Raw genomic sequence first — 13,633 nt, 5'->3', positions numbered from 1 at the left:
GACGTGTAGACGTACTATATTATAGTTAAAAAAGACTGGAAAATCAACCTAACTCAAAATAAAATGCCTGTCCAAAAGGTCATCATAAGTTCCAAGATTTTAGGAATGAAAATATTAAAAATCGGACCAATTGTAATCGCATAAAGTGGCGTTAAGGCGATAATTAGAAAAATTAAAAATGCATATTGCTCAAGTGGTTGGATTTTCGCACGCAATCGATTGGGCAAAAACTCCACTAAGACTTGATAACCGTCTAGTGGTGGAAACGGGATTAAATTGAACACAAACAACACGAGGTTTAGTTGAATAAAAATCGTCAAAAAGATCGACCAAATGGCATCGATTTCGCCAATTCCTAATCCTCCCGTAAAATAAGAAAAAATGCCCACTGCTAAAAAAGCCAGTAACAAATTACTAATTGGTCCAGCAAGAGAAACGATAATACTTCCTAATCGGCGTTTCTTTAATTTAAATCGATTTACTGGTGTCGGCTTTGCCCAACCAAATCCAACAATAACCACCATCAAAAGACCTATTAAATCTACGTGGACTAGCGGATTAATAGAAAGTCGCCCTTCATTTTTCGCCGTGTCATCTCCAAACGCGAGTGCGGTAATAGCATGAGCCCATTCATGAACAGTAAAAGCAATCAAAATAGCGACCACAACGTATGGCAGCATTTCTAACGGATAGGCTAAAAAATTACTCATTTAAATTTCCTTTCGAAAGTGAATTTTTTGATATATAATAATGATAAATAAAGATGATATCGAGGTGATTAAACGTGCCCATCATAACTATCAAATTTTTAGAAGGTCGAAATGATGACCAAAAACGCGACCTAGTGAAAGACGTGACAGATGCTGTTTCTAAAAATCTAAATGCACCTAAAGAAAATATTCACGTCATTCTAGAAGAAATGAAAAAAACAGATTATGGCGTCGCCGGCGTGCGCAAATCAGACTCATAATCCACCTGCAAGCTTGTCTGATTATGTGAAAAATTAGGCAGAGCGCAGGGATCGCCGTTTGTCATCAGTCTGGAAAGCCCTTTTTAAAGGGCTTTTTAGCTGTTCTGCTTTTCATGAATTAACGTGACCATTTCTTCTGCGATTTCGGCTGGAATACGACCATTTTCAATAAAATCAAGCGGAAAATATAGTTTGATATCGGTACGGATTTTCCCGCCAATGGATTCAACAATTGGTGATTCCGTAGATAATTCTTTTAAATCTCCGTTGGGTAGAAGAAGTTGAATAGGCGATTTTCCTGAACTAGCGCCTGGTTTATAGAGATCATATGGTAAATCAGATGAGGAGTCGACAACTAAATAATAGGCTGGATCAACTTCAGCTTTTTCAAGACAGCCTTTTAAACGATTGTAGAAATCGGCATCCTTAGATGGATCGTAATCCACGTAACGAAGCAAACGTCGGTTTAAGAAGCGATTGCATAAGTCACTCAAAATCTCATCATTTTCATGCTGCCAAACAGAAAAATAAAACGTTAAAATCGAATCGTCGAGCGCAATATATTCCTCTAAACACACTTGTTCTTTTAAAAAAGGGATGATTTGTACGGGCGACATTTTGAATTCATAGCCCGCTAAATAAAGCGACTTGGCGCGATTTAAAATCTTCCACAGTAAAACCTCACCACTTCTACTTACAGGATGGAAATAAACTTGTTGGTACATTTGATAACGGCTCATTAAATAGTCTTCCACAGCGTGCATGCCAGAATATTTAATGATGACACCATTTCCATCTGGGCTTGGACGTAAAACGCGTAGAATTCGTTCCATGTCAAACTTTCCGTAGCTAACGCCCGTATAATAAGCGTCACGCAATAAATAGTCCATTCGATCGGCATCGAGTTGACTTGAAATCAATTTTACAAGCGTTTGGTTTTCGTGAGTCTTATTTATGATAGAGGCTACTAGGCTCGGGAAGTCGTCTCCAGCCCGAAGCAGAACTTCTCTTACCTCGGTTTTTCCCATAATAATCTTTTGGGTGTAAGCTTCATGGTCGGTATGAAAAACTTTCTCAAAAGCGTGCGAAAACGGGCCGTGTCCTAAATCATGAAGTAGCGCTGCGCATAGAACCGTCATGCGCTCCTCGTCTGACAACTGATACTCACCTGCAAAAGTAACATCAATAATTTGGCGTACAATCTCATACACGCCTAAAGAATGGTTAAAACGACTATGCTCAGCCCCGTGAAACGTTAATGAGGTAGTGCCGAGTTGCCGAATTCGCCGCAAACGTTGAAATTCCTTTGTTGCAATTAAATCCCAAATCATTTGGTCAGATACGTGTACAAAACCATGAACGGGATCTTTAAAAACCTTGCCTTCATCTAGTTTCTGATTCACATAACCCATATTACGTCACACCCCTTACATAATCTTTCTATTTCTCTCTAAAATACGCTCATAATACGTCGGAAGCATATCCAGTTCTTCCGCAGAAAGCGTACTTGAAAACAAATCGTCCGCATAAAATCGCATGCTGTTCAGTAAACGCAATACGACATCATTTAAACTGAGTTCCGTATCTAACAGCTTTGAAAGTGTACTCATGACACGTTTATCCACATCTGGAAAATGATATTTATCTTGCAAATCTTTTCCACTCTTTTGGTAAAAAGAACGAATTAATTCGGCGCGCTCATCTTGATTTCCGTCTATGCCTAGATAAATTTGTACCGCGACCCCTCTTGCCATGCGGCGCTGAGAAATACCAGCAAATTTCTTTCCATCTATGCTTAAATCATAACTCCCCGGGCAATAGGAATTTTCAATTTCATAAGCTTTAATAACTTGATTAAAATCCGCAAACATATCTTGGATTAATGTGAGCATAGTATCGTAGCCACGATTAATTGCAATGCCTTTTCGAACATCTGGTAAAACAAGAGAGAGATTTAAAATATCTCGATCCAAGACGACGGCAAGACCACCTGAATTCCGAAGCACTACTCGGTAGCCTTCTTTTTCCAAAAAACGAATCCCTTCTTGCAAGTTCGGAAGCTTTGTATCTTGTATCCCGATTGAGACTGTTTTCTCGTGCACCCAGCCGCGAACTGTCGGTGGACTTAGTTCAGCCCCGATAAAACGGCAAAGCGTGTCATCCGTTGCATATGATTGAAGTGCATCAAAAGCCGGATTTGGCGTAGTCTGATCTAAAAAACGCCATTTTTCTTGCTTAAGTAAAGTATTTTCTAAAATCATCACCCACTGAAAACCTCCACATTCTTTTTTGTCATTATAACATAACCAATTTAATGTGTGGGTAGAACGGCGGAAAATAGCTCTTTTACTTCACTTTTCTTGCTTTTATAAGCAAAACAAAAATCCCAACCGTTATTCCGACCAATAATTTTATTATAGGTTGCTTTTTCAAGGAAATCCCTCCAAAAACCCGATTTTTATTTTAGTTCCCATATTTTCTGTTCCAAAACAAAAAAAGAACGAGGCTTGTGCCTCGCTCAATATATGAAAAGCTTAGGGAGCTTTTTAGAAATTTTAGTAATCGTAGTGATTACGTTTTGGTTTGCCATTCCAAATCTTGTTAATCAAGAACACAATCCCTGCTAAAATAAGGATTGGGAGCAAGAAGTGTAAAGTAACTCCAATAATTTTAAAAACAATGTTTAAAGCAATAATCGCTAAAATAATTGTGAAGAAATATTTCCAAAATTGATTCATATCTGTTCCTCTTTTCTAATTTTATTTGGCCGATACAACGGTCGTGTCGTTTAATTCTTTTGTTTGCGTAACCATGTTGTTGTCTTGAATCACAAGGCGATATGCCTTGTCTTCTTTTAAAGGTTTATTTGAATAAAACCGAAGTTTCATTGTTTTCCCTGTTGCTGTTTTACATTCTTCATTAAAAGCATAGCCTTTAAAATTGGATTTTGTAACTTTTTCGCCTGGGTTTGTGATGGACACAGTATATGTATCTGCTGCTTGCGCAAAGGGCGAAGCAAGTTCAACAAACACCATTGTGATGACAAAAATTGCGGCTAAGACGCCAAACCAACCCTTTTTCATAATTTGTAACCCCTTTTGTTTAACTTGATAAATTGATTATAGTTAAAATTTCATTTCTTTACGAAAGGCTGCAGGCTGAAAATTTGTACATCGCCAGACTGATTTCAATTTCAGCCTAAAAAACCCCCGCATTTAATGCCGCGTCCTCCAAAAGTTAATTTTTTTTGGAGAATCGCTCATAATGCGGGGGTTTTACTTATTGTTTAGCTATCCATTTATAATTTTCCGCGCCGATTGGGTAGGTAATGTAGTCTTGTAAATCGGGATTTTGTAAATAGGCACGACCGCTTTGGTATAGCGGGATTAAGACGGCATTTTCTTTCAATAAGATTTGCTCGGCTTGTAGCAGGGCATCAAATCGTGCGTTTAAATCATTGGAAAGTTTTCCTTTTGCGCCTAGAACAAGCTCATCGTATTTGGCATTACTAAAACCTGTATGATTACCAGGGCTGTCTGTCAAAAATAGATTCAGGTAGGTGAGCGGGTCTTGATAGTCGCCGCCCCAGCCGCCTAATAGCAACTCAAAATCTTGCGTCACATCTGCTTTAAAGCTCACTTGCGTAGGCACATTTTTCAATTTGATAGTTAAGCCCGGCAAATGGGTTTCCAACTGATTTTGAATGAACTCAGATTGTTTCTTTTGGAGCGATGTGTCGCCAGCTGTTAGCGTTAACGTAAGATTATTTTTGCCAATTTCTTTTAATCCTTTTTCAAAATACCGTTTCGCTTCTGCTTGGTTGTAAGGAATTAGGCTTCCATTAAGTTTACGGAAGTCTTCGCCATTTTTAGGACTGAACATGATTTCACCCGGAACAACTCCGTCAAGCGGTTTCGAACCGTTGGCAAGAAGTGTATCCACCATGCTAGCTTTATCAATCGCTTCCGCAAGTCCGCGGCGAATATTTACGTTAGCTAACTCCGTTTTCACACCGTCCTTGCCTTGGTTCATTTTCATGTAAACAGAGCGCCCCGTAAGTGATGTATGGAAATTTTTATCGCTTTCAAACTGCTTAACAAAATCGCCATCAAGCTCAATACGATCTAGTTTGCCAGTATTATATAAGTTTAAAGCTGCGTTAGTGTCTTTCACAACCGTTACATGAATTTTATCAGTACGCACATTTTTAGCATCCCAATATTTCGGATTCTTCACGTAATCCCAACTTAGCTTCGTACCATCCCAATTTTCCAGAGTATAAGGTCCGTTTGAAAGCAATGTTTCGCTTGATGTGCCGTAACGGTTACCTTGTTTTTCAAGCCACGCTTGTTTTTGCGGGAAGAAAGTTCCCGTTGTTAAAAGCTCTTTGAAGATGGGCACAGGGTTTTCCAATTCGACTTGAAGCGTCTTATCATCAAGCGCTTTAACGCCTAATTTATCCGGATCCATTTCGCCCTTTAAAATTGGCGTGGCATTTTTGACGATTTCTTCCATTTGTGGCCCATAAGCTGCCGCCGTTTTAGGATCCACAACGGTTTTCCAAGCGTATTCAAAATCTGCCGCTGTAACTGGGGAACCGTCTGACCAATTGGCCTCTTTTTTTATTTTAAAAGTAAGGGTTTTGCCATCATTTGTTACGTCTGGTTCGCTTTCAGCCAGCGCGAGTTCTGGCTTCCCTTCTTTATTTAAACGATAAAGTCCTTCGAAAACTTGATTGATTGCCCGAAAACTTACACTGTTGTCTGCTAAAATTGGGCTTGCATTTGGAATCGCACTCGTTTCCATGATATTCACTGTTTTGCTTGTTTTTTTGTCAGCAGATTCCCCCGTATTGTCCTTTTCTGCTCCACAAGCAACGAGTAGCGCTAAACTGAGTAACAACAAACTTATAACGACTTTTTTTCGCAAACTTTGTTCCTCCTTTTTATCGTATCTCTCCTTTTGGAAGCGCTTTTCTTCACATCAAAAAAGACGGTGCGCTGTCATCTATGTACAGAACTTCCGCCTTTTATTATATATGGAACTGTATTACTTGTAAATAAAAACTGTATCACTTTCACTTCTTATTAAGATACACTCCGGAACCTACTACGATGACGCACATGCCCGCAAACATACTTATCATCAGGAAGCTTGGGTCATTTGTCATGAAAATTGCTAAAATTAAACAGGAAACACCAGAAACAGTAAGTGTCACAATGGTAATTTTTTTCCATAAGTTTTTAGAATAGGCATCCACTTTCTTGAAACCTAACATTCTTAAAAACAAAAACACCTTTTTTGAGTAGGATAAATACGCGGCCACAAGAAGCATGAATGAGCCTGCGGCAATAAGTGCAAAGCGGCCGGTAGGGATTTGATAGCCGAGTCCATACGCGATAATGCTAAGCTGAATGATGGCCAACAAAACAAGGAGCAGCCTAAAACAATATTCGAATTCTAATTTACTTTCTTCTTTTACTTTTTCTTTCCCATAATATTCGGTACCGGTAAACATAATCATCAGAAACGGCATTAGGACGAGTCCCAGCCATTTTTGCATAAACATGTCTGGAGAGAAATCGCTTCCGAAATGTACGGCTATTTCAGTTGGGAGTAGCGGATAACACGCGATGGAAGCGACCACCGTGATAAAAATTATCATACTTGGAAAAGTTCCGACTTTCTTCATTTCTCTCACCTTCTTTTAAAAAATTAGGCTAGGTAGGCACTCAATTCTTCGCGATTTGCGAGTATTTTCACGTTGGGCGTGGCTTCTAATTCAGCTTTCGTTTGCTTGTAGCCTTCTTCTGTGAGCGCACGCGTTGCGGGTAAATAAATGGCCACGGAAAATCCAGCTTTAACCAATTGAAGAGCAGTTGTTTTGACACAAAAATCAAATGCGAGCCCGCCGATTAGGACGGCATCAAATTCGTTTTGGCGAAGGTATTCGATGACGCCGGTTGAGAGTTCTTCGCGGATATCGTGATAACATGCCCCGTAAGGATGGAGATTTCGCTCCATACCCTTCCAAACGAAATAATCATATTCGGTGGGCGCTGGTAGTCCTTCTAGGAGCTCAAATCCTTTCGTGCCGGGTTCGCAGTGTCTAACCCATGTTAAATCGGCATTCGGGTAATCAAGCGGTTTTAACATATCTGACGGGTTCTGGACAACCCAGACGGCGTTTCTTGGGTGGGCATCTTTGCTACCAATTCGGGCAGCGCCAAATTTGGCCATGTATTCGAGTTCTGGGACGATTTCCTCGGCGTTTGGGACGGGCAATTCATTTGGGCAAACTGGACTAAACCCATTTTGTGCATCCACATCAAAGGTTGCAAGTTTCATTTTTATTCCTCGTTTCTATAAACTAATTGTGCAAATTGACCAAAGCGTTTGACATCCTCTAAGACGAGATTATGGCGATCATCGGCTTCAAAAAGCGGAATGCCTTCGCCAAGTATGATGGGCGCAATGGTTATCACAAATTTATCAATAGCTTTTTCTTTTAAGAATTGCTTAACGAGTTCGGCTCCGCCTACAAGCCAGACGTGCTCCCCATCAATTTCGTTTAGCCATGAATTAATATTTCCGGAAACAAAATCGGCGTATTCGTCTGCCGTACCCGCTTTTTTATTCGAAAAAACATATACGTCTTTCTTACTATAAGGGAATGAGTCCGTTAACGAAAAAATTTGTTTGTACGTGGTACGACCCATAACGACTGTGTCAACGTTATCAAAGAAAGCTTGGTAACCTGCATCGCCTTCGCTATCAATACTTTCAAGCCATTCTACACTCCCTAGTTTATCAGCAATATAACCATCTAGGCTAGTCGCAATATAAAGCGATACTCGTTTATCTGTCATCGTAATCAAATCCTTCCACAACTAATTTTCCAACCATATGTCCTTCTTCAATGATTTGGTGCGCTTTTCGAAGTGTTTTCGCATTTATTGGCGCAAGTACCTTATTCAACGTGGATTTCAATTGACCTGTTTCTAAATAAATAGCGGCTTGCTCTAGAATTTCGTGTTGTCTAATCTGATCTTTTGTTTGATATTTCGACCGTGTAAACATGAACTCATAACTGAAAGTAGCGCTTTTATCTTTTAATACACTCATCTGAACTGGCTGCGTAAGTTCAACGATGGAACAAATTTTCCCTTGCGGCGCAATCGCCTGCTCCATGAAATTAAAATGTTGATAGGTGTCGTGTAAACATAAAATGTAATCCACCATTTGAAAACCCACTTTTTGGAGTTCTTCCAGCATATTTGCTCGGTGATTAATAACAAAGTCGGCGCCGTGAGCTTTCGTCCAAGCTACCGTTTCTTCTCGACTTGCGGTGGAAATCACAGTTAGCCCCGCTATTTTCGCTAGTTGCGTCGAAACAGAACCCACACCACCTGCACCATTTATGATTAAAATGGATTTTCCTGCTGCAACTTGCAAGCGGTCGAACAACGCTTCAAATGCGGTGATGGTCGTAAGCGGCATTGCGGCCGCTTCTTGGTTCGTCAAATTTTTAGGTTTGTGTCCCGCTAATCGCTCATCAATTAGTGCGTATTCGCCGTTACTCCCCTGCCTAGTCACATCACCAGCAAAATAAACTTCTTCGCCAATTTGGAAAAGCGACACCCCGCCGCCAATTGCTTCCACAGTTCCGACTGCATCAAATCCTAAAATTTTCGGTTCTTTTTCAACTTGACTTTTTGGGGCGCGAAGTTTTGTATCCACAGGATTGACTGAAACGGCTGCAATTTTAACAAGCAAATCATGCTTTCGGGGAGCCGGCAAAGGCATTTCTACATCTATTAAACTTGCTTCATCAGAAATTGGTAAGTAGCGATATAGACCAACTGCTTTCATTTTTATCCACCTCTTCTTGGTTACCTATTCCCCGATATTTCAAAAATAAAGCGTAATTCATTTAAAATTTTGATTACAAAAAAAGCGGTTAAATTTGGCAAATTGTTAATAATTACACGAACTCCTCTCACGCTTACGGCGAAAACACATAGATGTAAACGCTATCCATTTTTCAAAACAATAATGTCTAAATTGTTCTTTTATATGTTCCTTTTTCTCCATAAAAATTAGAGAATGATGAGGTGGTTGTCAAAAAGTTGTCACATTTAGACAGTAGTAATAGGGTCTATTAACACAAAAATTTCTGTTCTTTTTTTGTATACTAATTAAGAATACAAAGGAGGCCTCTAATTCATTTATGGAGTATATAAGTTCGGATATCTCGATACAAAGCATGCTAGAAGAACTAAATATTAATAAAGTTTGTGAAGCGCATGTCGTTAAATTTATGGCAAAAATGGGACAAACTATTTTTGACTCAAACAAGAGTCAAACTTCTGTTTTATTTGTCGTAAGCGGGTTGGCAAAAAAAATAAATACAGATTATCAAAGCGAATTTATTATTAATTTATTAAAAACTGGGAATGTAATTGGACTATATAACGGGTTAACCAATCAAGCTCACTCAGAAGAACGAGTTATTGCCATAACCGCATGCACTGTTATTAGCGTAGATAAAGAATACTTGCTTAACTACTTAGCCATCCGACCCGCTTTTATGGAACTACTAATTCGAGACATGTCAACTACTATTACAAAAACTCACAAACGTATGATGTATCTTTCCAATTTATCACGAGAAGATCGAGTTGCAGCTTCCGTGCTAGACTTATCCAGGGAAATCGGTATTAACGAAGGGGAACATACGATTTTACCAAAAGCAATTACAAAGAAAATATTGTCTGATTATTCGAGAGTTGAGTATCGGTATTTCCAAAAACTTTTTTCGAAAATGAAAACCGAAAATTTGATTGACAATAGAGGCCCTCGTATCAAAGTTAATCAACAACTTCTAGAATCGAACATTTCTTACTAAATGATTCAGAATTATACATATTTTATACAAGGAGGTGCATCGTATGTAACTGTTGAAGAATATTTTTAACCCACAAAAATTAAGAGAATTGATAAAGGAGCATATTATGAAAAAAGGAATTATTTTAAGCGTGGTAAGTATCTTATTTGTTGGCCAACTTGCCACAACCATTCTGCCTGTTAGTGCATCTGCAAATGAAGGCGAAGCGCAAACAAATTTAAACGAGGCAAATGGCATTACAGTAAATACATTTACAGAGCTACAATCAGCACTTCTCGATAACGAGATAACAGATATCACATTAGGTGCCGATATTACATTAAGTTCCACCTTATATCCTCGTGGTACAAACAAAACCATTCATGGTAATGGTTTCACAATTAATGCCAATTTCAAACAAATTAAATTAGTTTCTTCTGGAGCAGTTGCCAAAATGGATAATATAAAAATTATCAATACAGACGTTTATGGCCTATTTTGGAGCGATGCTAACGATGTTAAAGTTACTTACAAAGATGTTGAACATACGGGGAGACAACTGGTTTACTTACCTTTTGGAGAATTAATTCTTGACGGGCAAGTATCTAGTATGTCAACTAGTGAAGAAGTTTACCAAGGTAATAAAATGACCGTTTTACCGGGTGCCACTGTTGATTTTGAATCAACTACCATAAACAGATCATTAGCACCCGTCACTCTAATGAAGACTGACAGTCAACTAATTGTTGGGGAAGGTGCCCATTTAAACATTAAATCAGCTGCGGCAAACATTTGGGGAACAACAAACACAAAACTTATAAATAATGGACATATGGATCTAACATCCGACCGATATCAAAATATTCACTTAAGTACTTATAGCACTATGCAGTTTAATAACGGTAGTACTTTAAAAGCAAACTCTGGTGATACAGTTGAAGAAGCTCTAGAAGCAACAAGCGGTTCTATTTTCGTACAGTCTGGCGCAACTTTTGAAGTCACCTCAAAGGGTACTCAAGGAACGATTATTACTGGTGACCAATTGGTTTTTGAAGATGGTTCAAATTTCTCTATTACGAACAACAATGATAGGGGTGCTGTTTTTGGCACTTACTCACGTTCTAGCGATGTTACGCTTGAATCCCAAGAAGGAATCCAAGTTTGGAATCGCGGCGCATTGACTTCTGAACCTATTAACTATGCTGGCCCATTAGTAGCCACCTTCAATTTGAACGGCTATTCATCAGGTGTATCACAATCTAAATTAGTTTCTAACAACATCAATTTCAAAGATGATTTCAAAACAAGCTCTACAGGAAAAATCACTGGTGGTAGTTTCGCGAAAGTTGAACTAATTGAAACGACGATTAATTCATTAACGGAGGAATCGACAACCGTTACTGGAACGGGCGAACCAAATTCGCTAATTGAAATCAAAGCAAATAACTCTGTACTTGGCTCTGGAACAATTGATAGTGAAGGCAACTATAGCGTCACAATTCCTGCCCAAGAAGCTGATACAGAAGTAACGGCTCAGGCGACTTTTAATGCATTAACATCTAACGTGGCTTCTACTACAGTTCAGGCGATTACTCGGTCTGGAACAATTACTCCTAACGCTTTTACAATTGGGGATGAAGCTATAACTGGTGAGTTTACGGGGGATGTTACATCCGCACGCCTTTATGTGAATGACACTTCAACGAATGGCGGTGACTTTAAGGCTGACGGGACATTTGAATTCCCTGTATCAACCGAATCGATTAAAGTTGGCGATACGGTCGAAATCGTAGCTTTAGACAAAAATGGTGAAGAATTGGATCGTAAAAACGTTGAGATTATTAGTAATTTGAGCGGTACGCTTAGCCCAGCTGCTTATTTAAATGGAAATTCAAACATTACTGGGGAATTCACTGGTGATATCAACTATGCACAGCTTCTAGTAAATGATGTGCACGTGAGCTTTGGCGGAACTTTTAGCGCTGATGGTACGTTTAGCTACTATGTTGCACCTGGGACAATTAAGCTTGGCGATACCGTAACACTTCGAGGCATTCACAGAAATGATTCTGGAGAGAGAGAAGTCCTTGATACGAAACAAGTGGAAGTTATTCCGCAAGGTTCTCTTACAACTGAACCATACTCGCTTGGCACATCAAATATTGGCGGTTCATTCACTGGTGATATTAATTTTGCTCGACTTTTAGTAAATGGCATACCTGTTAGTTGGGGCGGAACTTTCAACACAGATGGAACTTTCAGCTTCTATGTTAACCCTACGCAAATTAAACTTGGTGACGTTATTACCATCGAAGGGTTCTACCGCACAGCTTCTGGGGAAACTGAAATTCTCGATACAAAACAAGTGGAAATTGCAGCGCTAGAAGGTACCCTTACTCCTGATGAATACTCACTTGGAACGTCAAATATTACAGGTGAATTTACTGGGGACATTAATTTTGCACAGCTTCTTGTAAACGGTGAATCTGTTGGTTGGGGTGGAACTTTTAATGCTGACGGAACTTTTAACTTCTATGTTAAATCTAACCGTATTACTTCTGAGGATACCGTAACACTTCGAGGATTTTACCGTGATTCTGCGGGAAATACGGAACTAATTGATACAAAACAGGTGGAGATTGCAGCGATAGCCGGTACTCTTTTGCCAGACGCATATGCAATTGGCGCTTCGAACATTACAGGGCAATTTACTGGCGATATTAATTTTGCACGCCTACTTATAAATGGCGAGTCTATTGCATGGGGCGGAACTTTTAACGAAAATGGAACTTTCAACTTCTATGTTAACCCTACGCAAATTAAACTTGGTGATATCGTCACAATGGAAGGATACAATCGTACGACTACTGGTGCGACTGAAATTCTTGATACAAAACAAGTGGAAATTGTGACTTTAGAAGGCACTCTTTCCCCTGATGTATATGAAATTGGTACTACAAATATTACGGGGCAGTTTACTGGGGATATTAATTTTGCACAGCTGCTCATAAACGGTGAATCTATCGCTTGGGGTGGAACTTTTAACGAAGATGGAACTTTCAGCTTCTATGTTAATCCTACGCAAATTAAGCTTGGCGACATCGTCATAATCGAAGGATTCAATCGTGCAACTTCTGGAGATACTGAGATTCTTGCAACAGAACAAATTGAGATTTCAGCTTTAGAAGGTACTCTTTTACCGGACATCTATGCACTTGGTACTTCGAATATCACGGGGCAGTTTACTGGGGATATTAATTTTGCACAGCTGCTCATAAACGGTGAGTCTGTAGCTTGGGGTGGCGTTTTTAACCCAGATGGAACTTTCGCCTTCTACGTTAATCCTACTCAAATTACACTTGGGGACGTTGTTACAATCAAAGGATTCAATCTGGCAGTTTCTGGGGAGACTGAACTCCTTGATACGAAACAAGTAGAAATCGCGACTTTAGAAGGTACCATTACTCCCTCTGACTATACACTAGGATCTTCAGAAATTACCGGGGAATATACGGGGGATATTAATTTCGCACGATTAGTTGTAAATGGAACGCCAACAAATCGCTGGGGCGGCGTTTTTAATCCAGATGGAACTTTTAGCTTCTTCATCTCACCAAACTATATTAAATCAGGCGATGAAGTTGAGATTCAAGCGATGTATCGCACAACTACACGTGAAACCAAAATTTTAGACACAGAAGTAGTGACGCTTGTTAATCCGTAAGTAAGTGATTGGTTCGCTAGTTGCGGCTAGCGAACCGTTTATTAAAACAAAT

The 13,633-nt window shown here is 39.4% G+C and carries 13 protein-coding genes; 3 read left to right on the top strand and 10 right to left on the bottom strand.

All coding sequences use genetic code 11. The annotated features are described in order from the left end of the window. Positions 1-53: 53 nt before the first annotated feature. Positions 54-710 (bottom strand): site-2 protease family protein, encoded by a 657-nt coding sequence (locus tag CFS04_RS05845; protein WP_088809686.1) that lies wholly within the window; start codon positions 708-710, stop codon positions 54-56. Between the two features lie 74 nt (positions 711-784). On the opposite strand from CFS04_RS05845, the gene CFS04_RS05840 reads away from it, so the two are divergent. Beyond that, positions 785-970, top strand: coding sequence for a 2-hydroxymuconate tautomerase (locus CFS04_RS05840; RefSeq protein ID WP_088809685.1), 186 nt, complete (start codon positions 785-787; stop codon positions 968-970). A 95-nt stretch (positions 971-1,065) separates the two neighbouring features. On the opposite strand, the gene CFS04_RS05835 is transcribed toward CFS04_RS05840, so the two are convergent. From CFS04_RS05835 to CFS04_RS05795, 9 genes are all read right to left on the bottom strand, one after another. Next, positions 1,066-2,382 (bottom strand): HD domain-containing protein, encoded by a 1,317-nt coding sequence (locus CFS04_RS05835; protein WP_088809684.1) that lies wholly within the window; start codon positions 2,380-2,382, stop codon positions 1,066-1,068. A 15-nt stretch (positions 2,383-2,397) separates the two neighbouring features. Further along, positions 2,398-3,231 (bottom strand): biotin/lipoate A/B protein ligase family protein, encoded by an 834-nt coding sequence (locus CFS04_RS05830; RefSeq protein ID WP_088809838.1) that lies wholly within the window; start codon positions 3,229-3,231, stop codon positions 2,398-2,400. Positions 3,232-3,525: 294 nt separating this feature from the next. After that, positions 3,526-3,708, bottom strand: coding sequence for a hypothetical protein (locus tag CFS04_RS05825; protein WP_088809683.1), 183 nt, complete (start codon positions 3,706-3,708; stop codon positions 3,526-3,528). Positions 3,709-3,729: 21 nt separating this feature from the next. Beyond that, entirely contained in the window at positions 3,730-4,053 is a 324-nt protein-coding gene (locus CFS04_RS05820; RefSeq protein WP_088809682.1) for a YxeA family protein, read from the bottom strand. 196 nt (positions 4,054-4,249) lie between these two features. Continuing rightward, a complete protein-coding gene (locus tag CFS04_RS05815; RefSeq protein WP_088809681.1) occupies positions 4,250-5,899 on the bottom strand; it encodes a peptide ABC transporter substrate-binding protein in 1,650 nt (549 codons plus the stop codon). A gap of 148 nt (positions 5,900-6,047) precedes the next feature. Beyond that, positions 6,048-6,662, bottom strand: a complete 615-nt coding sequence (locus CFS04_RS05810) for an SdpI family protein (protein ID WP_088809680.1) — start codon at positions 6,660-6,662, stop codon at positions 6,048-6,050. Between the two features lie 23 nt (positions 6,663-6,685). Continuing rightward, positions 6,686-7,318 (bottom strand): nicotinamidase, encoded by a 633-nt coding sequence (locus CFS04_RS05805; RefSeq protein ID WP_088809679.1) that lies wholly within the window; start codon positions 7,316-7,318, stop codon positions 6,686-6,688. 2 nt (positions 7,319-7,320) lie between these two features. Next, complete coding sequence (locus CFS04_RS05800; RefSeq protein ID WP_088809678.1) at positions 7,321-7,839, bottom strand: dihydrofolate reductase family protein; 519 nt, start codon at positions 7,837-7,839, stop codon at positions 7,321-7,323. Beyond that, positions 7,829-8,842 carry a zinc-binding alcohol dehydrogenase family protein gene (locus CFS04_RS05795; RefSeq protein WP_088809677.1) on the bottom strand — a complete coding sequence of 338 codons (1,014 nt, stop codon included), beginning with the start codon at positions 8,840-8,842 and terminating at the stop codon, positions 7,829-7,831. Before CFS04_RS05795 ends, CFS04_RS05800 begins: the two co-directional genes overlap by 11 nt. Positions 8,843-9,200: 358 nt before the next feature. Between CFS04_RS05795 and CFS04_RS05790 the strand changes: the two genes are divergently transcribed. Further along, positions 9,201-9,878 (top strand): Crp/Fnr family transcriptional regulator, encoded by a 678-nt coding sequence (locus CFS04_RS05790; RefSeq protein WP_088809676.1) that lies wholly within the window; start codon positions 9,201-9,203, stop codon positions 9,876-9,878. A 106-nt stretch (positions 9,879-9,984) separates the two neighbouring features. Then, positions 9,985-13,581 carry an immunoglobulin-like domain-containing protein gene (locus CFS04_RS05785; RefSeq protein ID WP_159457885.1) on the top strand — a complete coding sequence of 1,199 codons (3,597 nt, stop codon included), beginning with the start codon at positions 9,985-9,987 and terminating at the stop codon, positions 13,579-13,581. Positions 13,582-13,633: the final 52 nt, after the last annotated feature.

Source organism: Listeria sp. ILCC796 (genome assembly GCF_900186175.1).
GTDB classification, from domain to species: Bacteria; Bacillota; Bacilli; order Lactobacillales; family Listeriaceae; genus Listeria; species Listeria goaensis.
The sequence above is the reverse complement of the archived record's forward strand: the minus strand, read 5'-3'. Positions and strand labels throughout refer to the sequence as shown.

Bases quoted from the DNA above. Each gene is read 5' to 3' on its own strand.
- CFS04_RS05845 (WP_088809686.1), bottom strand. From the start codon at position 710: ATGAGTAATTTTTTAGCCTATCCGTTAGAAATGCTGCCATACGTTGTG.
- CFS04_RS05790 (WP_088809676.1), top strand. From the start codon at position 9,201: ATGGAGTATATAAGTTCGGATATCTCGATACAAAGCATGCTAGAAGAA.
- CFS04_RS05800 (WP_088809678.1), bottom strand. From the start codon at position 7,839: ATGACAGATAAACGAGTATCGCTTTATATTGCGACTAGCCTAGATGGT.
- CFS04_RS05810 (WP_088809680.1), bottom strand. From the start codon at position 6,662: ATGAAGAAAGTCGGAACTTTTCCAAGTATGATAATTTTTATCACGGTG.
- CFS04_RS05820 (WP_088809682.1), bottom strand. From the start codon at position 4,053: ATGAAAAAGGGTTGGTTTGGCGTCTTAGCCGCAATTTTTGTCATCACA.
- CFS04_RS05785 (WP_159457885.1), top strand. From the start codon at position 9,985: ATGAAAAAAGGAATTATTTTAAGCGTGGTAAGTATCTTATTTGTTGGC.
- CFS04_RS05830 (WP_088809838.1), bottom strand. From the start codon at position 3,231: ATGATTTTAGAAAATACTTTACTTAAGCAAGAAAAATGGCGTTTTTTA.
- CFS04_RS05825 (WP_088809683.1), bottom strand. From the start codon at position 3,708: ATGAATCAATTTTGGAAATATTTCTTCACAATTATTTTAGCGATTATT.
- CFS04_RS05795 (WP_088809677.1), bottom strand. From the start codon at position 8,842: ATGAAAGCAGTTGGTCTATATCGCTACTTACCAATTTCTGATGAAGCA.
- CFS04_RS05805 (WP_088809679.1), bottom strand. From the start codon at position 7,318: ATGAAACTTGCAACCTTTGATGTGGATGCACAAAATGGGTTTAGTCCA.
- CFS04_RS05835 (WP_088809684.1), bottom strand. From the start codon at position 2,382: ATGGGTTATGTGAATCAGAAACTAGATGAAGGCAAGGTTTTTAAAGAT.